The 22,607-nt window shown below is 71.4% G+C and carries 19 protein-coding genes; 4 read left to right on the forward strand and 15 right to left on the reverse strand.

Annotated elements, in window-relative coordinates; all coding sequences use genetic code 11:
• Positions 1–103 precede the first annotated feature (103 nt).
• The 10 genes from ACTSKS_RS10415 to ACTSKS_RS10460 all read right to left on the reverse strand — a co-directional run bounded on the left by ACTSKS_RS10415 (position 104) and on the right by ACTSKS_RS10460 (position 13,153).
• Positions 104–931 carry a hypothetical protein gene (locus tag ACTSKS_RS10415; protein ID WP_197458584.1) on the reverse strand — a complete coding sequence of 276 codons (828 nt, stop codon included), beginning with the start codon at positions 929–931 and terminating at the stop codon, positions 104–106.
• Positions 932–963: 32 nt separating this feature from the next.
• Positions 964–2,205 (reverse strand): DNA cytosine methyltransferase, encoded by a 1,242-nt coding sequence (locus ACTSKS_RS10420; RefSeq protein ID WP_223247475.1) that lies wholly within the window; start codon positions 2,203–2,205, stop codon positions 964–966.
• Positions 2,206–2,465: 260 nt separating this feature from the next.
• Positions 2,466–3,086 carry an AMP-binding protein gene (locus tag ACTSKS_RS10425; protein WP_051995213.1) on the reverse strand — a complete coding sequence of 207 codons (621 nt, stop codon included), beginning with the start codon at positions 3,084–3,086 and terminating at the stop codon, positions 2,466–2,468.
• A 1-nt stretch (position 3,087) separates the two neighbouring features.
• Positions 3,088–4,182 (reverse strand): S66 family peptidase, encoded by a 1,095-nt coding sequence (locus ACTSKS_RS10430; protein ID WP_069941811.1) that lies wholly within the window; start codon positions 4,180–4,182, stop codon positions 3,088–3,090.
• A gap of 83 nt (positions 4,183–4,265) precedes the next feature.
• Entirely contained in the window at positions 4,266–5,870 is a 1,605-nt protein-coding gene (locus tag ACTSKS_RS10435; protein WP_442927536.1) for a long-chain-fatty-acid--CoA ligase, read from the reverse strand.
• Positions 5,871–5,909: 39 nt separating this feature from the next.
• On the reverse strand, positions 5,910–7,091 hold the full coding sequence (locus tag ACTSKS_RS10440) for an acyl-CoA dehydrogenase family protein (RefSeq protein WP_041104687.1): 1,182 nt from the start codon (positions 7,089–7,091) through the stop codon (positions 5,910–5,912).
• A 47-nt stretch (positions 7,092–7,138) separates the two neighbouring features.
• A complete protein-coding gene (locus ACTSKS_RS10445) occupies positions 7,139–7,990 on the reverse strand; it encodes a CoA transferase (protein ID WP_041104686.1) in 852 nt (283 codons plus the stop codon).
• Positions 7,987–10,164, reverse strand: coding sequence for a 3-hydroxyacyl-CoA dehydrogenase NAD-binding domain-containing protein (locus ACTSKS_RS10450; RefSeq protein WP_078025626.1), 2,178 nt, complete (start codon positions 10,162–10,164; stop codon positions 7,987–7,989). The genes ACTSKS_RS10445 and ACTSKS_RS10450 overlap by 4 nt, the downstream gene beginning before the upstream one ends.
• A 46-nt stretch (positions 10,165–10,210) precedes the next feature.
• The gene (locus ACTSKS_RS10455; RefSeq protein WP_078025625.1) at positions 10,211–11,425 is read right to left on the reverse strand and encodes an acetyl-CoA C-acetyltransferase; all 1,215 of its coding nucleotides are present in this window, start codon (positions 11,423–11,425) and stop codon (positions 10,211–10,213) included.
• Between the two features lie 45 nt (positions 11,426–11,470).
• The gene (locus ACTSKS_RS10460) at positions 11,471–13,153 is read right to left on the reverse strand and encodes a long-chain-fatty-acid--CoA ligase (RefSeq protein ID WP_041104681.1); all 1,683 of its coding nucleotides are present in this window, start codon (positions 13,151–13,153) and stop codon (positions 11,471–11,473) included.
• Between the two features lie 218 nt (positions 13,154–13,371).
• Here ACTSKS_RS10460 and ACTSKS_RS10465 point away from each other — a divergent pair, with 218 nt between their 5' ends.
• From ACTSKS_RS10465 to ACTSKS_RS10475, 3 genes are all read left to right on the forward strand, one after another.
• Positions 13,372–13,977: a TetR/AcrR family transcriptional regulator gene (locus ACTSKS_RS10465; protein ID WP_044658732.1), complete on the forward strand. Its 606-nt coding sequence runs from the start codon at positions 13,372–13,374 to the stop codon at positions 13,975–13,977.
• A 254-nt stretch (positions 13,978–14,231) separates the two neighbouring features.
• Positions 14,232–14,798: a DinB family protein gene (locus tag ACTSKS_RS10470; RefSeq protein ID WP_041104677.1), complete on the forward strand. Its 567-nt coding sequence runs from the start codon at positions 14,232–14,234 to the stop codon at positions 14,796–14,798.
• A 93-nt stretch (positions 14,799–14,891) separates the two neighbouring features.
• A complete protein-coding gene (locus tag ACTSKS_RS10475; RefSeq protein ID WP_041104675.1) occupies positions 14,892–17,423 on the forward strand; it encodes an HAD-IC family P-type ATPase in 2,532 nt (843 codons plus the stop codon).
• A 6-nt stretch (positions 17,424–17,429) separates the two neighbouring features.
• Here ACTSKS_RS10475 and ACTSKS_RS10480 read toward each other — a convergent pair whose 3' ends face one another.
• Entirely contained in the window at positions 17,430–18,251 is an 822-nt protein-coding gene (locus ACTSKS_RS10480; protein WP_442927537.1) for a hypothetical protein, read from the reverse strand.
• A gap of 125 nt (positions 18,252–18,376) precedes the next feature.
• On the opposite strand from ACTSKS_RS10480, the gene ACTSKS_RS10485 reads away from it, so the two are divergent.
• Complete coding sequence (locus ACTSKS_RS10485; RefSeq protein WP_049147545.1) at positions 18,377–18,829, forward strand: acyl-CoA thioesterase; 453 nt, start codon at positions 18,377–18,379, stop codon at positions 18,827–18,829.
• Between the two features lie 39 nt (positions 18,830–18,868).
• Here ACTSKS_RS10485 and ACTSKS_RS10490 read toward each other — a convergent pair whose 3' ends face one another.
• The 4 genes from ACTSKS_RS10490 to ACTSKS_RS10505 all read right to left on the reverse strand — a co-directional run bounded on the left by ACTSKS_RS10490 (position 18,869) and on the right by ACTSKS_RS10505 (position 22,535).
• Complete coding sequence (locus ACTSKS_RS10490) at positions 18,869–19,504, reverse strand: energy-coupling factor transporter transmembrane component T family protein (RefSeq protein ID WP_036336646.1); 636 nt, start codon at positions 19,502–19,504, stop codon at positions 18,869–18,871.
• Complete coding sequence (locus ACTSKS_RS10495; RefSeq protein ID WP_036313854.1) at positions 19,504–20,265, reverse strand: energy-coupling factor ABC transporter ATP-binding protein; 762 nt, start codon at positions 20,263–20,265, stop codon at positions 19,504–19,506. Before ACTSKS_RS10495 ends, ACTSKS_RS10490 begins: the two co-directional genes overlap by 1 nt.
• On the reverse strand, positions 20,262–20,927 hold the full coding sequence (locus tag ACTSKS_RS10500) for a biotin transporter BioY (RefSeq protein WP_036313851.1): 666 nt from the start codon (positions 20,925–20,927) through the stop codon (positions 20,262–20,264). Before ACTSKS_RS10500 ends, ACTSKS_RS10495 begins: the two co-directional genes overlap by 4 nt.
• A gap of 433 nt (positions 20,928–21,360) precedes the next feature.
• Positions 21,361–22,535 (reverse strand): IS3 family transposase gene (locus ACTSKS_RS10505; protein ID WP_102708792.1). Its coding sequence is split into 2 segments (ribosomal slippage): positions 21,361–22,248 and positions 22,251–22,535, totalling 1,173 coding nucleotides; the frame shifts between segments, so codons are not numbered across the junction.
• Positions 22,536–22,607 lie beyond the last annotated feature (72 nt).

Here is a 22,607-nt window from a genome sequence, read left to right on the forward strand (position 1 = left end):
GCGAACGGCGAGCTCAGGCTTGGTGTCCCGCGCTCGGTTCGCGACCATGATCCTCCGCGCTGCACAGCTGGAGGCCCAAGATCTTCCGTTGTTGCCTTTGTCTTCAGATCCCACTGAACTGCGTGTCGTAGCGCGTGGCCATGCGCATGATCATCGAGTCGTAGTGAAAAGCGTCCCCCGGCTGCGGTGCGGGTCGGGAATGAACGACTTTCACAGGACTGTCATCGTTCCGAAGGTCGAGGACAGTTACGCCAATTGCATCAAAACCGATACCGATGGAACTGGAACGAGTCCGAAGAGTATTAAGGGTGTCCAACACCCGTTGACAATCACCGGGCTGCTTGTGAGAAGTGACAACGGGTTCCTGCCCGAGATGAATGCGCTCAACGTTTGCAGGGTTAGAACTTACAAACACGTCTGCGACATTAACCTGTGCGTATCCAATCGCCAAGGCTGTCTGGCTCTCACCGTGTACAGAGATGTGGGAACTGGTCAATTCATCATGAAGACGCGGAAGTGACTTGACGTGAGCAGTCATCGTGGCCTTAGCTTCTAGAGCCACCAGAACCGACCCGACAGGCGCCACAGGAATATCTGGTAGCGACGTCAGCTCGCCCATCTCTTCTCCGGAGAGGTTCATGTTGTAGCGCTGCGCGAGAGAGACCAGGGACTCGCCGCGGGCCGATGTCGCCGCTCCTCCTGGTCGGGCGATGACCAAGTCAAGCACCTTGCTCTTCTTCGTTTCGAAATCACTCAACTTCAGATTGACACCAAGGACAATCTTGCCGTCGCGGGCATGTTGCCGCATCACACTCGACGAGCGAAGCAAGTCGAAGGCGACGCCCCAACTGGCCACTTTTCCATGACGATCTGATCGAGAATGATATTGCCAGCGAATTCCATATTTGGTGGGGTCTGCCGGTTCGCTCATGGTTCGAGCCAGAATATCGGGGCCAAACACGTTCATGCCTCCAACTTGGTAATCAGCTGATCTTCAGTCAATGCCCTGTCCGCCTCAGCCACAGCCTCGCGGAATCCCGGATATCGGCCCAAGTTCCCCTGGAGAAGGCGCGAACGGAAACCCGACACCGCACGCCGGCTCAACGCCGGGGCTGACGACACGTCAACATGCTCCAGCAAGTGCTCATACGGTTCCAGAGTGGGAAATTCGCTGGCCTCCACTCGCCATCGCTTCCCGCCCATACCAGCAGCAGCGTTCGGCCACTGCCTGGATGAGCCCCAATCGACGGAGGGGCACACCACTTCGCCTGGCGCGAAGACTCGCCGAGCCACCCACTCTGCAACACGCACCGAGACTGCATTGCCAAGGAGTTTGCTCCGGGTTCCGCGCGTCCGCGCAGCGCTCAAGCCGAAGTCGAGATCAGTCCACCCGCGGGGGAACCCCTGCAATGATTCCATTTCTGCTTCCCTCGGCACCACCAAGGCGCGAGTGGCGTCCTCCGCGCCACGGACCCAAATGGCAGGAGGTGAAGCGATGCCGATCGTGGAGCCACCCTTGAGCGTCGGAATCGCGTCGGGTGCCCACCCCAATCCACCCTTACCCTCCGTCCAGTAGAATCCAAAGGCGTCGGAGGAATAATGATCATCAGGGCGTGACGCCGCCTCGTCCGCAAAAAGGACCTCCGACGGGTTGAGGTTCACCGAGGCAACAACGATTACACGACGGCGCCTCTGCGGCAGTCCCGTAAAACGAGTGTCGACGACCCGGTAAGCCCAAGAGTATCCAAGGGTCTCCATCTCCTGGACCAGGAACTCCATCGCAGCACCCTTGTCGAGGGCCAGCATGTTGGGGACGTTCTCAATGAGCAGTGTGGGAAGTCGTCGTCCAGCAGAGATGCGACGCCGAAGCAGCTCGAACAAATGCGTCACCAACCCGGACTGCTCCCCGCGAATGCCCGCAGTTCGACCTGCCTGTGAGAGATCCTGACAGGGGAACCCAGCGGAAAGTATGTCAGTTGCCTCCGGCAGGGATGCCAGCTCTCGAACGTCTGGGTGCAGCTCAGCACCGGGAAACCGATTCTTCAGAACGATTTGAGCAGGGGCCCAAGACTCACACAGAAGATCTGTCTCGACCTTTGATCCCAACGCATTGTGGAAGCCCTGCTCAATGCCACCGATACCTGCGAATAGACCCGTCAAGTGGACCATACGACGCCTACCTCTCTGCATGGCCTGGTGGGCCATGACCTACGACTCTACCCGTGTCCAGCTCGGCCCCACATGGAGCCGCGGGACGGTGAGATGCTGTCTGAGGCCATCGTCTCGCGCACCCCGGACACGTTAGGCGAAACTGCCCACGAGCGGTCCACCGCACTCAAGGTTCTCCTCATTCGGTGCGGACCGCACGCCTAATGACAAGCTCAGGGTTCTTGTCCACCGTCGTGAAGATCGGGGCGGGGCTCCACTCGCCCTTGGGATACGTCCAACCAGTCAGATCAGGCCCCTCACCGCAGCAGGTCCTTCACGATCTTCCCCGTCCCGTTCTTCGGCAACGAGTCCATGAGCGTCACCGGCTGCGGCCCCTTGTACGAGAGTAGGCGCTCGCGCACGAACGCGGAGAACTCGGCCTCGGCGACGTCGGGGTGCACATAGAGCGCATCCTCGACCTCGCGCGGGTACACGTTGTAGCCGTTGCGGATGTTGATGTCCTTCAGCCGGCCCACGATCCGGTAGTAGCCCTCCTCGTCCCGCCGGGCGAGGTCGCCGGTGCGGAGCCAGCCGTCGTCGTCGAACGCGGCGGCCCCGGCCTCCGGCAGGCCCAGGTACCCGGACATGACCACGGGCCGGTGGATGCGCAGCTCGCCGGGGGTCTCGGTGTCCCTCTCCGGCACCTCCACGCCCTCCGGGGTGACGATGCGGAACTCCACACCCTCCAGCGGCCGCCCCACGGTGCCGGGGCGGCTGGGGCCGTCCATGGGGTTGAAGCACACGGGCCCGCAGGACTCGGACAGGCCGTAGGCCTCGCGCACCGGCACGCCGAAGGCCGCCTCGGCCTCGGCCTCCCGCAGCGTCTCCACGGCCAGTGGCGCGCCGCCAGAAAGCACGTAGCGCAGCGCGCCGATCAACTCACCCGAACTCCGCCCACACCCGCCTCTCCACCCCATCCACGGTCATCACGCCGCCGTGCGGCAGCACCCACTGCGGCCGGGTGTGGCCGAACGGGACGCCCACGCACACCACCGCGTCCGGGTTGTAGCGCCCGACCTCCTCCACCACCACATCGGCCTGCTCCGCGCTCCGCCGCGCCCGCTCCTCCGCACCGCGCGGCGCCTCGAAGGAGCTCGTCGGCGGGCGGGCCGCCAGCACGGCGTCCACGGCGCCGAGCACGCCGCGCTCCCCCAGGATCCGCAGCAGCCGCCGCACCTCGCCGGCGCTCGGCAGCTCCTCGCTGGTCTCGATGAGCAGCACACCGCCCTCGAGCACCGCCATGTCCGCAGGCCCGCGGCCGGCCGCCATCACCCACGGCAGCACCTCGAGGCAGCCGCCCCACGTCCGGCCGGTCACCGCGCGCCGCGGCCCGGCCCAGCGCCACGGTGAGGCGCCCTCGCCGACGCCGCGCGCGCCGTCGTCGTGCGGGCACGGCACCGGATCCCGCTCGCCGAACTCGGTGAGCGCCCGCGGGTCCAGCCAGTCGACGCCGTGGTCCTCCGACTCCCCCGGCTCCGTGATCTCCAGCCGCCCTCCCGTCAGCATGGCGGCCCGCATGGACGCGGCGTGCACCTCATCCACAGCCGGCCCCGGCCCCAGGTGCACCTGGGTGGAGCCTCCGTAGAAGCTCGCCACGCCGTTCGCCCACAGCCACTGGTGCAGGTTGGTGTTGTCGCTGTAGCCGAGGAACGGCTTGGGGTCCGCGCGCACTGCGTCCGCGTCCAGGTGGCCGATCACGGTGATCTGGTCCTCCCCGCCTACCGTGGCGATCACCGCCCGGATCTGGGGGTCCGCGAACGCCGCGTTCAGGTCCCGCGCCCGGTCCTCGGCGCTCGCCCCGAGCTGCCGGGTGGTGGGGTACTCGACCGGCACCAGTCCGGTCACCTCGGCCAGGCGGCGCATCGCCTGCTCGTGCACCGCGGGCGCGAAGCCGGGAGCCGCGAACGACGGCGAGACGACGGCGATCCTGTCGCCCGGCTGGGCCTTGGGCGGGTGGACGAGCGGCTGAGTCATACCGGGAGCGTAGCGAGAGGCCATCTGTCCGTCGTTCCTCTCACTCAGACCAGACCACCCGTGTCCAGACCGCCACACGCCCCTCACCCCTGACGCAGCTCGCGGCGCAGGATCTTGCCCGTGGCGTTCTTCGGCAGCCCGTCCAGGACGGTCACCTCCCGCGGCTGCTTGTAGCGGGCCAGCCGTTCGGCCGCGAACGCCTGGAGCTGCTCCCCCGTGACGGCGCTGCCCGGGGCCAGCGAGACGAAGGCGGCGATCTCCTCGCCCAGCCGCTCGTCCGGCACACCCACCACGGCGGCCTCGACCACGTCCGGGTGCTCGTAGAGGACCTCCTCCACCTCGCGGGGGTACACGTTCATGCCGCCGCGGATGATCACGTCCTTGAGCCGGTCCACGATCATCACGTACCCGGCCTCGTCCCGGCGGGCGATGTCCCCGGTGCGGAACCAGCCGTCCTGGTCGAACGCCGCCGCCGTGTCCTCCGGGCGGCCCCAGTAGCCGGCCATGATGCCCTCGCCCCGGATGCGCAGCTCACCGGAGGTCTCGAGGTCCTCCTCGGGCACCTCGGTGCCGTCCATCGCGACGATCCGGAACTCGAAGCCGTCCACCGGCCGGCCCACGGTGCCCGGGCGGGTCGGCGCGTCCACGGGGTTGAAGAAGCACGCACCCGCGTTCTCGGACAGGCCGTAGCCCTCCAACACGGGCACGCCGAACAGCTTCTCCGCCGCGCGCAGCGTCTCCACCGGCAGGCTCGCACCGCCGGAGAGGGGCATGCGCAGCCGCGAGAAGTCCTCCGGCTCGGCCCCGGCCTCACGGCGGGCCCGGGCCACGGAGAGGAACGCCCCGTGCATGGTGGGCACGCCGGGCAGGAACGTGACGCCGTGGTCCTGCAGCTGGTCGTAGGCGGCCTCCGGCACGAACCGCGGCATCAGGGACAGGGTGGACCCGGCGAACACCGCCCCGTTGAGCACCACCGAGAGCCCGAACACGTGGAACATCGGCAGCGCCGCGAACACGACGTCGTCCGGGCCGAGCCGGCCCAGGCCGGTCGCCGTCGCCATGGCGTTGGAACGCAGGTTCGTGTGCGTCAGCCGGGCACCCTTGGGCCGCCCCGTAGTGCCCGAGGTGTAGAGCAGGACGGCGTCGTCGTCGGGGTCCCGCGGGGTGATCTCCGTGACCGGGGCGATGCCCTCGGCGGCGCACTCCCGCCCGACCGCCTCCAGGTCCAGGGTGACCACCTCGACGTCGACGTTCCCGGCCACCTCGTCCACGGCTGGCAGCCCGGGCATGGCCCAGAGCATGCGCGCCCCGGAGTCCTCGAGGAAGTACCCCAGCTCACGGGCGGTGAACAGCGGGTTGAGCGGCACCATCACCGCGCCCAGACGCATGAGCGCCTCGTAGACCGCCACGAAGGCCGGGACGTTGGGCAGCATCACGGCCACCCGGTCCCCCGGGCCCACCCCGCGGTGGCGCAGCCAGCCGGCCGTCGCGGCCGTGACCTGGTCCAGTTCGCGGTAGGTCATGCGGGCCTCACCGATCCGCAGGGCCACGGCATCCGGCTGCCGGGCCACGGTGGCCGAGAGCAGCTCGGCCACATGACCCCGGCGCTCGGTGGGCCGGCCGTGGGTGGTCGCGGAGGTGTCGGGGGTCTCGGAGGTGGTCTCGGAGGTGGTCTCGGAGGTCGTCACGGTGGCTCCTGATCTGGTGGGGCGGTCGTCGGAGGGGGGTCAGAGGAAGGCGGAGTGTCCGGTGAGGCCGCGGCCCACGATCAGCGAGTTCACCTCGTAGGTGCCCTCGTACGTGAAGATCGCCTCGACGTCGCAGAAGAACCGACCGAGCCCGACGTCGGCGAGGATGCCGTTGCCGCCCATCATCTGCCGGCCCAGCGCGGCCGACTCGCGGCACATCTGGGAGGTCTTCAGCTTCACCAGGGAGGCCTGCGTCATGGACACCTCGCCGGCGGCCTCGAGCTGCACCGCCCGGTGCGCCATGCCCAGGGTGGCCGCCAGGTTGGCCGCGATCTGCACGAGCAGGGACTGCACCAGCTGATGCCCGGCGATCGGGCGGCCGAACTGGGTGCGCTCCAGCGCGTAGCGGCGGGCGGCGTCGAGGATGCCCTGCTGCGCGCCCACGGCCTGCCAGCCCAGGCCGTTGCGGGAGCCCAGCAGGATCACGTTGGTGTCCGCGAAGGTGTTGGCCTTCTCCAGCTTGTTCTCCGCCGGGATGCGCACGTCCGTGAAGGTGATGTCCGCGTTCTGGACGATCTTCACCGCGGTCTTGTGCTCGATCTTGGTGGCCTCGTAGCCGGGGGTGTCGGTCTCCACGATGAAGCCCTTGACCTGGTCGTCCTCCTCGTCCCGGGCCCACACGATCGCGATGCGGGACATGGTGCCGTTGCCGATCCACCGCTTGGCCCCGTTGATCACCCACTCGTCCCCCTCTCGGCGGGCCGTGGTGGCCATGCCGCCGGCGACGTCGGAGCCGTGCTCCGGCTCGGTCAGCGCGAAGCAGCCGGTGTACTCCATCGCGTACAGGCCCGGCAGCCACGTCTGCTTCTGCTCCTCCGAGCCCAGGGCCTCCAGGGTGGCCCCGACGAGGTCGTTGTGCAGGGCGAAGTACACGCTGAGGGAGATGTCCGCGCGGGCCAGCTCGGCCATCAGGTGCCCGCGGAACAGCGGGTCCTCGGTCATGCCGCTGATGTGGTTGTAGCCCAGCTCCCCGACGCGGCGGGCGATCTCGTGCGGGAACTCGTCCCGACTCCAGGCCTCCGCCACGTGCGGGGTCACGATCTCCGCCAGGGCGGCGCGGATCTCCCCGAGCTTCTCCTGCTGCTCGGGCGTCAGGAGGCGGTGGTACTCGAGGACGTCGACGTCGATCAGCGAGCGGGTGCGGGAATCCTTGGTGGTCATGGGGGTGCTCCTCGGGGTCGTTCGTGGGTGGTGCTGAGTCGTGGGGGTCAGGCGGTGGGGCTGACCAGGGCGGTGAGCGGGATGCCCCGCTTCTCCCCCCATGCCTGCCAGTGGGCGGCGTCGTGCCGGGAGAGGGCCTCGGTGAGCTGCGCGCGGACGTCCCCGTCCGCGTCCAGCCCGAGGCCCTCGACGAGCGCGGCCGCGAAGTGCGGCTCGAGCGCCCCGACGGCCACGTGGCCCTCGGCCGCCGGATACACCCCGTAGTGGGGCAGGGCCCCGCCCAGGGGGCTGCGCGGGTCCGTCATGCGGTGCCGGTTGGGCAGGGCCAGGGCGTGCGCGGCCTCGGCGAGCGCCACCGTGGCGTGCCCGCCGTCCCCGTCCGCGCCGCGGGCCCACAGCAGGGCCAGCGCGGTGGAGACGGCCCGCTCGGCACCGTGCAGATCCGCCGCGAGGATCCGCGGCGGAGCCCCCGGCGCCAGCAGGCCCGCCGCGGCCTGGTAGTTGATGTCGTGGCCCGGCACGTCCGTGCGGTCCCCGGCGTATCCGGTGATGTCCACCTGGCAGATCCGCCGGTGGCGGGCGCGGACGGCGTCGGCGTCCAGGCCCAACCGGCGCAGCGCCCCGGAGCGGTGGGAGGTGAGGAACACGTCCGCCTCGGCCAGGATCTGCTCCATCTCGGCGACCCCGGCCTGGGACTTCATGTCCACCGTGCGCACCGACTGCCCGCGGTGCAGCTCCTCGTAGAGGGCCGGCACCAGGGTGGCCACGGGGTCCCCGCTGGGCGGGAGCACCGTGACGACGTCGGCGCCCAGCTCCTGCAGGCGGGCCGCGGCGGCAGGCCCGGGCAGGTTCAGGGCGATGGTCACCACGCGCACTCCGGCCAGCGGTGCGGCGCTCATCGGCCCGGCCCCTCGCCTCGCTCGGCCCGCTGCCGGAGGGTGTCGCCGGGACGGAACCGCTCGCCGTAGCGGTCGGCCAGCTCATCGGCGCGGGCCACGAACGCGGCCGGTCCGCCCTCGCGATGCGTCATGAACGTCACGGGCCCACCGGTGTGCGGCGGGAAGCCGATGCCGAACACGCCGCCGAGGTTCGCCGAGGGGGCGTCGGTGAGGACGCCGTCGTCGAAGCAGCGGGCCGTCTCGATGGCCATGCGGTACAGCAGGCGGTCCTGCAGGTCCTGCTCGGGCACGTCCGCCCCGGTGGCGAAGTGCTCGGCCAGGCCCGGCCACAGGTGCTTGGGGCCCTCCTCCGGGTACTCGTAGAAGCCGGCGCCCTGAGCGCGGCCCGGGCGGCCGAACTCGTCCACCATGCGCTCCACCACGCGCTCGCCCGGACGCACCGGACGCTCACCGCCGGCCTCGGCGACGGCCTTCTCCTCCTCGCGGCGGATGTGCTGGATCAGGGTCAGGGAGACCTCGTCCATCATGGCCAGCGGGGAGGCCGGGAAGCCGGCGTGGCGGGCCGCCCGCTCGATCCGCTGCGCGTCCACGCCCTCCTCCACGAGGGCCGCGGCCTCGAGCACGAGCGTGCCGTAGACGCGGGAGGTGTAGAAGCCGCGCCCGTCGTTGACCAGGATGGGCAGCTTGCGGATCTGCTGCACCAGGTCGTAGGCACGCTCCACCGTGCGCTGGGAGGTCTGCTCACCACGGATGATCTCCACGAGCTTCATCCGGTCCACCGGGGAGAAGAAGTGCAGGCCGATGAAGTCCTGGGAGCGCTCCCGCGGGCCCTGCAGCAGGGTGATCGGCAGCGTGGAGGTGTTGCTGCACAGCAGGGTGTCCGGGCCGACCACCTTCTCCACCTCGGCGAACACCGAGTCCTTGAGCTCGACGTCCTCGAACACGGCCTCGATCACCGCGTCCACGTGCGCGAGGTCCTGATAGTCCTCGGTGGGCTGCACGCGGGCCAGGACGGCGTCGGCGTCCTCACGGCTCATGCGCCCCTTCGCCACGCGCCCCTCGAGGAGGGCGCCCACCCGCTCACGGCCGCGCTCGGCGGCCTCCAGGCTGACGTCCTTGAGCATCACGTCCACGCCGTTGAGCGCGAGCGCGTGGGCGATGCCCACGCCCATCATCCCGGCGCCCAGCACCGCCGCCGTGGTGATCGTGCTGCGCTCGCGGGAGGGACCGCCCAGGGCCGCGCCGGAGCGCAGCGCCTGCATGTCCGAGTGGAACGCCTGGATCATGGCGGAGGAGGTGTGGCCCGTCACGAGGGACACGAAGTACCGGGTCTCGATGCGCGAGGCGGTGTCAAAGTCCACCTGCGAGCCCTCCACCGCGGCGCTGAGGATCGCCTTCGGGGCGGGCAGGTCCGCGCCGTGGAGCTGCCGGCGCAGGGTGGCGGCGAACGCGGGCAGGCGGGAGGCGAAGGAGGCCTGGGCGGGGGTGCCGCCGGGGATCCTGAAGCCCTTGACGTCCCAGGGCTTCGCGGCGGCGTCGGCGTCGTCGCGGTGCTCCAGGATCCAGCGCTTGGCGGCGGGCACCAGGTCCGCGGGGTCGGTCACGACCTCGTCGATGATCCCCTTCTCCATCGCGGCCCGGGCGTCGCGGGCGGTGCCCTGCAGCAGCCACTCCATCAGGGCGCGCTCCACGCCCACCATGCGCACCAGGCGGGTGATGCCGCCGCCTCCGGGCAGCAGGCCCAGGGTGACCTCCGGGAGGCCGACCTTCAGCCCCGGGTCGTCCACGGCGATGCGCCGGTGGCAGGCCAGGGCGATCTCCAGGCCGCCGCCGAGCGCCGTGCCGTTGATCGCGGCGACCACGGGGCGGCCGAGGGTCTCGAGGCGGCGCAGCTGGCCCTTGACCCGCTGCGTCAGCGCGAACACGGACTCCACGTCCTCGGGGCCGGCCTGGGCCAGGGAGTCCAGGTCGCCGCCGGCGAAGAAGGTCTTCTTCGCGCTGGTCAGGACGACGCCGGTCACCGTGTCCCGCTCCGCCTCCAGGCGGTCCACGACGGCGTCCATCGCGTCCTGGTACCGCTCGTTCATCGTGTTGACCCGCGCCTGCGGGTCGTCCATGGTCAGCGTGACGACGCCGTCGGCGTCCTGGTCCCAGGTGATCATGTGCTCACTCATGCCGGTGCTCTTCCTGCCGTGCTGGTCGGTCGGGTGGGTGGGGCGCTCAGACGCGCTCGACGATCGTGGCGACGCCCATGCCGGCGCCGATGCAGAGCGTGGCGATGCCGGTCCGCAGGTCGCGCCGCTCGAGTTCGTCCACGAGGGTGCCGAGGATCATGGCGCCGGTGGCCCCCAGGGGGTGGCCCATGGCGATCGCGCCGCCGTTGACGTTGGTCTGCTCCTCGGTCCAGCCCATCTCCTTCATCAGCAGCAGCGGCACGGCCGCGAACGCCTCGTTGATCTCCACGAGGTCGATGTCCGCGGCGGTCATGCCGGCCACCTCGAGGGCCTTGCGGCACGCCGGGGTGGGGCCGGTGAGCATGATGGTGGGCTCGGAGCCGACGACGGCGGCGGAGACGATCCGGGCCCGCGGACTCATCCCGGCCCGCCGGCCGGCCTCCTCGGAGCCGATCAGCGTCAGCGCGGCGCCGTCGACGATGCCCGAGGAGTTGCCGGGGTGGTGCAGGTGCTCGATCCCCGCCAGCGAGCTGTACTTCTCCAGCGCCACGGCGTCGAAGCCCGCCTCCCGGCCCAGCGCCTCGAAGGAGGGCTTGAGCGTGGCCAGGGTCTCCACGGACGAGTCGGGGCGGATGGTCTCGTCCCGGTCCAGCACGGTCATCCCGTTCATGTCCGTCACCGGGACCACGGAGCGGGCGAACCGGCCCTCCTGCCACGCCGCCGCAGCACGGCGGTGGCTCTGCGCGGCGAAGCGGTCCAGCTCTGCGCGGCTGAATCCCTCACGGGTGGCGATCAGGTCCGCGGAGACGCCCTGCGGGACGAAGTCGGTGGCCAGGGAGGTGGCCGGGTCCATGGCCCACGCGCCGCCGTCGGAGCCCATGGGCACGCGGGACATGGACTCCACGCCGCCGGCCACGAGCAGAGACTCCCAGCCGGAGCGGATGCGGGCGGCGGCCTGGTTCATGGCCTCGAGCCCGGAGGCGCAGAACCGGTTCAGCTGCACGCCGGCCACGGTCTGCGGCAGGCCCGCCTTGAGGGCGGCCACCCGGGGCAGGACCGCGCCCTGGTCGCCCACCGGGCTGACGCAGCCGAGGATCATGTCCTCGATGTCGGCGGGGTCGAGCCCCTCATGGCGGTCGCGCAGGGCGTGGGTCAGGCCGACGACGAGGTCGATCGGCTTGACCTCGTGGAGGGAGCCGGAGGGCTTGCCGGCACCGCGCGGTGTGCGGAGGGCGTCGTAGAGGAAGGCGTCCTGGGTCACGGGGTCTCCTGGGGTCGGGGTGGGTCTGGGGAGGGGGCGGGCCGGTCAGCGGCCGGAGGTGAGGGCGTCGGCGTAGTCGGCGCGCAGCTTGCGCTTGTTGACCTTCCCGACGCCGGTCCGATCGATCTCCGTCACGAAGCGGACCTCGTCGGGCAGCTGCCAGGTGGCGAAGCGCTCGGCGAGTGCGGCGAGGACGGCGTCCTGGTCGACGTCGGAGTCCTCGTCCCGCACCACGAGGGCCAGGGGGCGCTCCTCCCACTGGGGGTGGGGGACACCGATCACGGCGGCGTCGCGGACCCCGGGGACGGTCATGATGTGGTTCTCCAGGTCGATCGAGGAGATCCACTCGCCACCGGACTTGACCACGTCCTTCAGGCGGTCGGTGACCTTGAGGTAGCCCTCCGGGGAGAGGTAGCCCAGGTCCCCGGAGCGCCAGTAGCCCTCGTCGTCGAAGCCGGCCTCGGTGGCCTCGGCGTTGTCTGCGTAGGAGGTGGTCACCCAGGGCCCGCGCAGGCGGATCTCGCCCACGTTCTCCTCGCCGGGCGGCAGCAGCTCGCCCAGGGGGTCGGTGATCTTCACGTCCACCCCGACGACGACGAGGCCCTGGAACCGCTTGAGGTTCCACCGCTCATCCTCGGAGAGGGTGTCCATGAGGCTCGGCTTCATGCGGTTGAGGGAGACGATGGGCGAGGTCTCCGTGGCGCCGTAGGCGTGGATGACCTCCGCGCCGGTGAGCTCGTCGAAGCCGCGCATCATGGCCACGGGGGGCTCGGTCGCGCCGCACAGCAGGCGCACGCCGTCCATCCGTGGGGGCGTCTCGAGGGTGCGGAGGTGGTGGAGCATCGGCATGAGGATCGCGGGGGCGGCCGGGGCCACGGTGACGCCGTGGTCCACGAGGGTGGAGGTCAGCCACGGGGTGTCCGTGAGGTTGAACCGGCCCGGCAGCACCAGGCGCGCGCCCACGGCGACGGCCGCGAACGGCAGGCCCCAGCACTGCGCGTGGAACATGGGGGTCAGCAGCAGGGCGGTGTCCGCCATGGTCATGCCCAGGGTGGACACCACGGCGTGCGCGTGCAGCCAGGTGGCACGGTGCGAGTAGAAGACGCCCTTGGGGCGGCCGGTGGTGCCCGTGGTGTAGCAGGCGCCGGAGGCGGAGCGCTCGCTCACGTTCGGCAGGCCCCCTGTCTCGAGCGGCTCGTGCCCGTCGAGGAGGGCCTCGTAGGAGAGGACGTCGTCGCGACCGGCCCAGTCGGCGGGGAGCTCACCGTCGCCGGCCACGATCCAGCGGACGCCGTCGGGCAGGTGCGGTTCGAGCGCGGCGGCGAGCTCCAGGAGGGTCTCGTCCACGACGATCGTCCCCACCTGCGCGTGGGTGATCACGTAGGCCAGGTCCGTGGGCGCCAGGCGCAGGTTGAGCTGCACCATGGTCGCGCCCAGCAGCGGGACGGAGAAGTAGGACTCGAGGTGGCGGACGTCGTTCCACAGCAGCAGGCCGACCCGGTCCCCCGGCCCGACGCCCTCGGCGCGCAGGGCCGCGGCGATGCGGCGCACCCGCTCCCACACGGCCGCGTAGGTGGTGGTCTGCCACGGGGAGCCGCCGCCGCGGGTGTGGATGATGTGCTGATCCCCGAAGGTCCGGGCGGCGTCCCGCAGGAGGCGAGTGGTGGTGAGCTGCTCGTCGTCGCCCATGGTGGACGGGGTGCCGAGGACGGTGTCGGTGGTCTGCATGGGTCCCCCTGGGAGGTGTGGTGGTCGCGGAGGCGGGCGGCAGTCATCTGTGACGTGCCTCACTGGGCTGGTGTTGCACACTCAAGCACGATGTTGCACTAGCGTGCAAGAAGGGTGCGGGGGGCGTTTCGATCCCTGCCGTAGGGTTCAGCGAGCCCCCGCATCCTCATCTCCCGACCACGGGCCATCCCATCCGCCGACCCAGCCCCGAGGACCCGATGAACACCCCCCTGCCCTTCGATCAGGACGATCTCTCCTCCCCCGCGCGCCTGCGCCTGGCGGCCCTCGAGCTGTATGCCGAGCGGGGGGTCGAGATGGCCAGCGTCCGCGAGATAGCGCAACGGGCCGGCGTCGCCCCCGGGCTGGTGCGGCACCACTTCGGCAGCAAGGCGGGGCTGACCCGCGCCGTCGACGACGACGTGCTGCGCCTGATCGCCGCGACCCTCGACGAGGTCCCGCTCGTGGGCACCCCACAGGAGGTGTCCGCGGCCCGCGACGCGGCGTTCGCGGACCTGCTGGCCGACCACCCGGTGGTGGGGGCCTACGTGCGCCGCTCGCTGCTGGAGGCCGGCGGGGAGACCGAGTCCCTGCTGGAGCGCCTCGTGGACCTGACCACGGAACAGACCGAGCGCCTGCGCCGGTCCGGCTTCGCCCCGCGGCGCAGCATGCCGACGTCCGTGTTCGGCACCGTCATCCGGCAGATGGGGCACCTGATGGTCGACCCGTCGGCGGACCGCATCTGGCGCCGGATCGCCGAGACCCAGGAGGGCGCCGCCGAACAGGCGAGCCCGCGGGTGCGGCTCGTGGTGGATCCGCCGCGGTGAGCAGGATCGCCGCCCACCGCGGCGGCGTCCGCGTACGCCTGCGCCGCCCAGTCCTCGCTGACCCCGACGAGCTCCTCCGGGTCCTCCTGGGTGGCCACGACGCCGGCCCGCCCGTTCCGGGAACGCCTGCGGTCGGTATGAGCGCACTTTTCAGGCTCGGAGCGACCGCACGCGTTCCAGGTCCGCCAGCTCACCCGCCCCCGCACGCGCCGTTTCCCGAACGAAAACGCGAGGTGGGGCGTAGCCTGGCCGCCATGACCACCGTGTTCTACGACGACCAGGGCCGCCCCGAGCCGCCCTTCGCCGCGGGCGAGGCCGCCACCCTGCTGGGCTTCCTCGACTTCCTGCGCGCCACGATCGAGTGGAAGACGGCGGACCTGGACACGGCCGCGCTGCACCGCCGGCTGCCGGGGCACCCGTCCGCGATGACGCTCGGCGGCCTGCTCAAGCACCTCGCGTTCGTCGAGTTCTGGTGGTTCGAGGCCGTCGCCCTCGGCGAGCCCACCTCGACGCCCTGGGTGGGCGCGGACTTCGACGCGGACCCCGACTGGGACTGGCACAGCGCGGCGCAGGACTCCGCGGCGGACCTGCGCGCCCTCTGGCAGGGCCAGGTGGAGCGGTCCCGGCAGATCGTGGTGGACCTGCTCGCGGCGGACGGCGACGACGGCGCCGCGGCCCTGGCCCGCGCCCACCGGATCCGGGAGGGGCGGGACCCGGTCTCGCTGCGGTGGATCCTCACCCACATGATCGAGGAGTACGGCCGCCACGCCGGCCACGCCGACCTGCTGCGCGAGGGGATCGACGGCCAGGCCGGCGAGTGAGCCCGCCCCACCCGCGGTCCCGCCTGCGGTCGCACCCGGGTTCATCCCCTCGTCGGATGCCCGGCCCCACGCCGGCTGGGTAGATTCTGTGCCATGGCCTCCCCCTCCCCTGCGTCCGCGCACCCGTCCGCCCCCGAGAGCGGGACGGGCCTGGGGTTCACCGGCGCGGCGGGGATCACCGGGCTCACCGCCGCCGAGGTCGCCGAGCGGGAGGCCGCGGGCCTGGTCAACGTCCAGTCGCGGGACACGTCCCGCTCGCTGGGGCAGATCCTGCGCGTGCACGTGTTCACGCTGTTCAACCTGGCGATCGCGCTGTGCGCCGTCGTCGTGATCCTGATGGGCCGCTGGCTGGACCTGCTGTTCTCGTTGGCGGCCGTGGCCAACGTGGTGATCGGCGTGGTCCAGGAGTACTCGGCCAAGCGGAAGCTGGACCGGATCGCGCTGCTGCACCAGGACGACGTCGTCGTCATCCGGGACGGGGCGCGCGTGCCCCTGCCGATGGCGCAGATCGTGCGGGACGACGTCGTGGTGCTGCGCCGCGGCGACCAGGTGCCCGTGGACGGCGAGGTCCTCGTCTCGGACGGCCTGGACATGGACGAGGCGCTGCTCACCGGGGAGAACGACCCCGTGCCGAAGACCCCCGGGGACGCCGTGCTCTCGGGCTCGGCCGTCGTGGCCGGCGCGGGCCTGGTACGCGCGACGGCGGTGGGCTCGGCCTCGCACGCGGCCCGGCTCAGCGCCGAGGCCCGCCGCTACTCCGCCATCCACTCGGAGCTGCGCGGCGCCCTGGAGAAGGTGGCCCGCTGGCTGACGATCGCCCTGGTGCCGATCATCGCGGTGATCGTGCACGGCCAGATGACGGCGGTCGGCGGCTGGGCCCTCGCCCTCTCCCAGCCGCGCGAGGCCGCCCTGGAGCCCGCGCTGATCGCGTCCGTGGCGGCGGTGACCAGCATGATCCCGCAGGGCCTGGCGCTCATGACGACCATCGCGTTCGCCGTGGCCGCGCTCAAGCTGGCCCAGCAGGAGGTCCTCATCCAGGAGCAGCCCGCCGTGGAGGTCTTGGCCCGCGTGGACACCGTCTGCCTGGACAAGACCGGCACCCTCACCGAGGGCGGCGTCCGGTTCGACCGGCTCGCCGCGCCCGCCTCGGCCGACGCGTCCCCGGACGCCCACGACGACGGCGCCCCGGCCGAGGTCGCCGACGGGGCTCGGGCCGTGCTCGCCTGGTTCGGCGCGGACCCGGACGTGAACCCCACCGCGGCGGCCCTGCGCGAGCCCTTCACGGCCGTCCCGGCCGTGGACCCCGCGGCCCAGGTGGCGTTCTCCTCCGCGCGCCGGTGGTCGGCGGTCGCGTTCGGCCCCGAGGCCGGGGCCGCGGCCGGCACGTGGCTGCTCGGTGCGCCCGAGGCCCTCGTGGACGAGCGGCTCCTCGGCCCCGATGCCGCCCAGGCCGTCCGCGCCCAGGTCCACGCCGACACGGACGCCGGCCGCCGCGTGCTGCTGCTGGCCCGCACGGACGAGCCCCTGATCGGGGATGCGCTGCCCGCCGGAGGCGTCCCGGTCGCCGTCGTGACGTTCCGCGAGAACGTGCGCCCGGACGCCGCCGAGACCCTCGACTACTTCCACGCGCAGGGCGTGCGGACCGTGGTGATCTCCGGGGACAGCCCGCGCACCGTGGCCGCGGTGGCGCGCGAGGTGGGTCTCGAGGTGGCGGGCCAGGCCTACGACGGGCGCACCCTGCCGGAGGACCCCGGCGCGCTCGCCGACGTGATGGCCGAGCACGACGTGTTCGGCCGCGTCAGCCCGGACCAGAAGAAGGCGATGGTGCAGGCGCTGCAGTCCCGCGGGCACGTGGTGGCCATGACCGGCGACGGCGTGAACGACGCCCTGGCCCTGAAGACCGCGGACCTGGGCATCGCCATGGGCAACGCGGCCCCGGCCACCAAGGCGGTGTCCCGGATGGTGCTCCTGGACGGGCGCTTCGACCGCCTGCCACGCGTGCTCGGCGAGGGCCGCCAGGTGATCGCCAACATGGAGCGGCTCGCCCACATCTACCTGACGAAGACGACGTACGCGCTGCTGTTCGGCGTGGTGTTCTCCCTGTTCGCGTGGCAGTTCCCGCTGCTGCCACGGCAGGCCTCCACCGTGGACTTCATCATGATCGGCGCACCCACGTTCTTCCTCGCCCTGCTGCCGAACCCGCGCCGCTACGTGCCCGGCTTCCTGGGGCGGGCGCTGCGGTTCGCGATCCCCTCCGGCGCGGTGATCCTGCTGTCCATGGTGACGTTGCAGACGTACGTGCGCCTCACCGCCGGCGACGTCGACCTGCCCCGCCAGCAGGCCGCCTTCATGATCACCCTGACCCTGCTGGGCCTGTGGGTGCTCAGCGTGATGTCCCGGCCGCTGAGCGCGCGCGTGGTGGTCCTCATCCTGGCGATGTACGCGGTGCTGGCCGCCGTCGTGCTGGTGCCGGCCTCCCGCTGGTACCACCAGATGGAGGTCCCGCCCACGGACGTGCTCGTGGCCGCGCTGGTGATCGCGGCGCTCGGGTGCGGACTGATCGAAATCATCCACCAGGTGCACCGCCGCCACGTGGCGCGGGTGCTGGCCGCCGCGGGGGCCTGAGACCCCTCAGCGGCGGGCCCGGCGCACCGCCGCCCGGTAGCCGCACCACTCCGACACCAGCACGACGACGGCGACCAACAGGTACGCGACGTCCCACGCGCTGAGCCGCTCCCCGGCCACCACGCCCGGGAGACGGGTGGCCAGGATGAGCAGCACGAGCGCGGTGACCGCCCAGGCCCGCCGGCGGGGCGCGGCGACCCGGTCCTTGCGGAAGCCCACGGCGTACGACTCCGGGGAGCCGAGCTCCTCGGCCAGCGGGCGCCCGGCCGCGGCCCCGCGTGCCCGCGCGTCACGGACGATCTCGGCCACCCGTGCGTCGGGCAGGTCCTTGCGCAGCCGCAGGACGCCGGCGAGGCGGCGGGCCCAGGCGTCGTCGTCGAGGGCGGCGGGGGGCTCTTCCACGGGACGGCGGGCCGCCGGGAGCAGCCGGTGTGCGAGCCAGGCGAGGCCCGCGCAGACCGGGGCGACGGCGAGCAGCCAGAACGTGCTCCCGGTGAACAGGTGCGTCTGCGCGTTCACCTCGACGAGCCACCATGCGAGCACCAGCCCGAGGGCCAGGAGGGCGGCGACGGCCACCAGCGTGGCGGCCAGCCGCGGGACGCGGGCGAGGAGCCGCTCCCAGAGGACCATCACCGCCGCCCCGAGCACACTCATGAGCACCGGGGACAGCAGCAGCCCCCACGTGTAGTCGGTGGTGAGTCCGTCCCGGAGCAGCCAGACCAGGCAGAACAGGACGGCGATGCCGGCCGCGACCGTGAAGCCGAGCACCGGCACATCGCGCCAGGTGGCGTCGGGTGTGACGGGGTCGGAGTGGGGGCGGATGGTCATCGGCCGGGTCCTTCCTGTGTGCTCCGTTGCGGATCCCTTCCGGCGACCCTACGGCCTGCTCGAGCACGTCTCCGCATCGGGCGCCCTCCCTCGTGCCGGCGTCGGCGTCGCTCTACCGTGGGGCCATGGACTCCACGCTCTTCACCCGTTCGGCCGACCGCGCCGCCCACGACGACGTCAACTTCCGCACCCGCAAGTGGGTCAAGCCGGAGGACCTCAACGCGAACAACACCCTCTTCGGCGGCTCGCTGCTGCGCTGGGTCGACGAGGAGGCGGCCATCTACGCGACCCTGCAGCTGGGCAACCCGCGGTGCGTGACGAAGCTGATCTCGGAGATCAACTTCCTGGCCTCGGCGAAGCAGGGCGACATGATCGAGATGGGCCTGCGCGCCACCGAGTTCGGGCGCACGTCCCTGACCATGCGGGCGAAGGTGCGGAACATCGTGACCGGCGAGATGATCCTGACCATCGACAAGATCGTGTTCGTGTCCCTGGGCGAGGACGGCAAGCCCGTGCCCCACGGCTTCACCGAGATCACCTACGACCGCGACCGTCTGCCCCTGGACAACCCCCTCTGAGCCGGCCCGCCGCCCCACGCGGTCCGGGGGCGGGCGGCTCTAGTCGATGCCGCGGGCGGCCAGGGCGTCCCCGACGTCGTCCGCGTGCTTGAAGCTGAGCACCAGCAGCGGCAGCGCCCAGGCCCACGGCGCCATCCGCACCCCGCGGGCGGCCTGCGCATGCCGGATCTGCTCGGCCAGGGCGCGCAGGTGCCCGATCGAGGAGAGCACCAGGCCCATCGCCAGGCCCACGCGGTCGGCGCGGAACCCCGCCCGCGCCAGGCGCGGCCCCGCCCACGGGATCCGCTCGACCGGCCGCAGCACCGCCTCGGCCACCCCGGTCATGTCCGCGATCCGGGTGGTGCGCGTCAACACCTGCGCGGTGAGCACGAGCCCGAGCACGCGCGCCACCATGAGTCCGGCGGCGAACGCGTCGGTGAAGATCCACTGCGCCGCGAACAGGACCACGTAGAACAGCCACAGAGCGCGCAGGTCGGAGGCGATCATCGCCGCCCCGCGCCGCAGCCCGAAGCCCACGAGATACGCGGTTACGGCGCCCACGACGGCGGCGCCCGCGGTCCACAGGGACAGTGGCAGCAGGGTCAGGGCCAACACCCACACCGCGAACAGGCCCGTCTTGAGGCCGGCGCGGGCGTGGTGCAGGGGCGAGTCGCCGTGGATGTACAGGGAGAGCATCAGCGCAGCTCCGCCGCCACGGCGTGATCCAGGAAGTGCTCGTACGCCTCGACCACGTCCTCGGCCGGGCCGGTCCGCTCCACACGGCCGCCGTGGACCCACACGGCCTCGTCGCATGCACGGGCCAGCTCGAGGTCGTGGGTCACCAGCAGCAGCTGGAACCCGTCCGGGGCGGAGGGGTCGGCGGCCAGCAGCCGGTCGGCCACGATCCGCCGGTGCCGGCCGTCCAGCAGGGAGGTCGGCTCGTCGGCGATCACCAGGGACGGCCCGGTGGTCATCACCGAGCACATCGCCAGCCGCTGCGCCTGCCCCGAAGACAGGGACAGGCACGCCCGGTCCGCGAGCGCGGTGAGCCGGTGCTCCTGGAGCGCCGCGGCCACGCGCGCGGCGACGTCGTCCTTGGTCAGGCGGCGGCCGGCGTCGTCCCTGAGCGACTTCACGGTCAGCTCCACGTCCTCCCGGACGGTGGGCATGACCATCTGCGCGGCCGGGTTCGCGAACACGAAGCCGACGGTGCGGCGCAGCGCCTTCACGTCCCGGACGGCGTCCACCCCGTGCACGGTCACCTCCCCGGCGACGACGTCGGCCAGCCCGGCGATCGCGCGGGCCAGCGTGGACTTGCCGGAGCCGTTCTCCCCGATCACCGCCACACGCGGGGCGGTGAGGGTGAGGTCCACGCCGTCGAGGAGCACGACGACGCCCTCGGGGCCATCGGCCTCGACGCGGACGCCCGTGAGGGTGACGGAACGGTCCGGGCTCATCGGAAGGCGCGGGGGTAGGCCTTCCACAGGCCGACGACGAGGATGACGGACACGACGAGCTTGAGCAGGTCACCGGGCACGAACGGGGCCATGGAGAGGACGGCGGCGCCGAACTCCATCCCGGCGATCCCGACGAAGCCGAGCACGCCGAAGAAGTAGACCATCACGACGCCACCGATCAGCCCGGCGACGGCCGCCCCGAGCGCGACCCGTCCGGCGCCGAGGCCGGGCCGGGCCCGGGAGGTGAGGGCCCAGAAGATCAGGCCGACGATCAGCGCGGACGGGATCCAGCCGAGGATGAAGCCGGCCGTCGGGCCGGCGAACACGCCCAGGCCGCCGCGGCCGCCGCTGAGCAGCGGCAGGCCGAGCGCCACGAGGCCGGCGAACAGCGCCATCGAGGCGGCCCCGCGCCACGGGCCGAGGATCACACCGGCCAGGATCACGGCGATGTTCTGCAGCACGATCGGGGCGGGCACACCGGCGACGGCGATCGGCGGCACCAGACCGAGGACGGCCATCAACGCGGTCATGACGGCGATGCGCGCGAGGCTGCCGCCGGCGGAACCGCGACGGGGGCGGCCGGCGTCGGTGGGGCGGTCCGCCGTCGTGGTGGCCGCGGGGCGGACGTGGCCGTCGTGGGACGAGGGCACGGAAGTGCTCATGGAGGGACTCCTGGTGCGGAAGCGAGTGCGAGGGGGCGCTCAGCCGAGGCGCGGGGCGCATGGCGAGTGCCCGACGAGTTGAACAGTGTTCAGGAGTCTACTGCAGGGGCGGAGGTGTGGGCGGCCGGGGTGCGTTCCCGGGGCGACACCGAGGCAGCGGTTGTCGAGATGCAACGAAGATTTCAGAAACGCGCGAATTTGATTCATACGCCGGTCAGGCCCTGAAGGGTTGACATCGGCTCCTCCTGCCCCTCGCCTGACCAGCGCACGGGATCACGGGCGCTACGCTCGATCCATGTGTCGAGATGCAGCGAAGATTTCACAAACGCGCAAGTATGTTTCATACGACCACGAGTCACTTAGGTCTTGACCTTTGAACATCGATCGACTAAGGGTCATAGGGGACTGGTGCACGTGTAGGTGACAGCCGTCTTCACGCCGCGTCTGCGGGCGTGTGGTCCATGATCAACTCGTACTCGACCGGCGTCAATCGGCCCAGGCGCACCTGCCGGCGGCGGCGGTGGTAGGTCCGCTCGATCCAGGTGATGATCCCGGCCCGCAGCTCGTCCCGGGTGTCCCAGTCGCGTCGGTCCAGCACGTTCTTCTGCAGCAACGCGAAGAAGGACTCCATAGCCGCGTTGTCCCCGGCAGCACCGACCTGACCCATGGACCCGATCAGCCCGTGGGTGGTGAGGGCGTCCTGGAATAGGGCCGAGCGGAACTGCGAGCCGCGGTCCGAGTGCACGATGCACCCGGCCACCGCATCGGTGCCGCCGCGGCGTGCCACGGCCTGCTCGAGGGCGTTCACGGCCAACGAGGCCTGCATACGCCCGGCCATGGAGTACCCCACGATCCTGCCGGCGTAGAGATCCTTGATCGCGCAGAGGTAGAGCTTGCCCTCACTGGTGGGGTGCTCGGTGATGTCGGTCAGCCACAGCCGGTTCGGAGCTTCGGCAGAGAAGTCCCGGCGGACGTGGTCGTCGTGCACGGGTGGGCCTGGGCGGGTCCCGTACTTGCCACGCTTGGCCCCGAACCCGCAGTGCCACCCGTTCTGGCGGCAGAGCCGCCAGGCAGTACGGGCGGCCATTCGCTCCCCGGCCGCCTCGGCCTCGTCCCGCAGCAGCCGGTACCCGAACTCCGGATCGTTCAGGTGAGCGGCGTGCAGGGCGTTGGCCCGGTAGGCCTGCTCCACCTCAGAAACGGCGACGGGCTGGTCCCGCCAGCGGTAGTAGGGCTGGCGGGCGAGCTTGAGGACCCGCAAGGACACCGCGACCGGGATCTGGTCGGCGGCGAGCTCGGACACGAGCGGGTACATCATTTTTTCGGCAGGTTCGCCTGGGAGAGGTAGGCCGCGGCGCGGCGTAGGACTTCGTTCTCCTGCTCGAGGAGCCGGATCCTGCGGCGGGCTGCGCGGAGTTCTTCGGCCTCGGCCTTGGTGGTGCCTGGGATGTTGCCTGCTTCGATATCGGCCTGGCGAATCCAGTTCGTCAGGCAGGACTCGGAGATGCCGAAGTCCTTCGCGATGTCTTTCAGATGGGTGCCGGGCTCACGGTTCTGCGCGACCCGGACGACATCATCGCGGAACTCTTTGGGGTAGGGGGCGGGCATGGTGCACATCCTTCCCTGTGGTGTGGGAACACCACAGATCGTATGTCACCTGTACGTGCGTCAGTCCCTCCC

This window comes from Micrococcus sp. TCR-5 (assembly GCF_052220525.1).
In the GTDB taxonomy this organism is placed as follows: Bacteria; Actinomycetota; Actinomycetes; order Actinomycetales; family Micrococcaceae; genus Micrococcus; species Micrococcus luteus.